The 238-nt window shown below is 48.7% G+C and carries 1 protein-coding gene; it reads left to right on the top strand.

What is annotated here, in order from left to right:
* Nucleotides 1-19 precede the first annotated feature (19 nt).
* A partial coding sequence (locus AC0L3U_RS40175; RefSeq protein ID WP_473365238.1) for a hypothetical protein occupies nt 20-238 on the top strand: 219 nt, incomplete at its 3' end.

The following is a 238-nucleotide window of genomic DNA, read 5'->3' as shown; positions in this document are numbered from 1 at the left end:
AGCCGATCTCATAGCTCCCATGGAAATGGTATTTGAGAGCCTGCGGCAAAAGGACAGTGTTACTGCCAAGACTCAGATGGTCATGCTCAAAGCGATCGCTCAACGAGATCCTGAAGCCGCAGCTTTGATGGAGGTAATTTCCATTTATGGTGGGCTCGTTGAAACTAAAGATCACGATGCCGCTTGGAAGACTGTGGCAAGGATCATTTCGACGGCTACGAATCCAATTGTTAGGGAC

Source organism: Bradyrhizobium sp. Kon69, assembly GCF_055807515.1.
The sequence above is the reverse complement of the archived record's forward strand: the minus strand, read 5'-3'. Positions and strand labels throughout refer to the sequence as shown.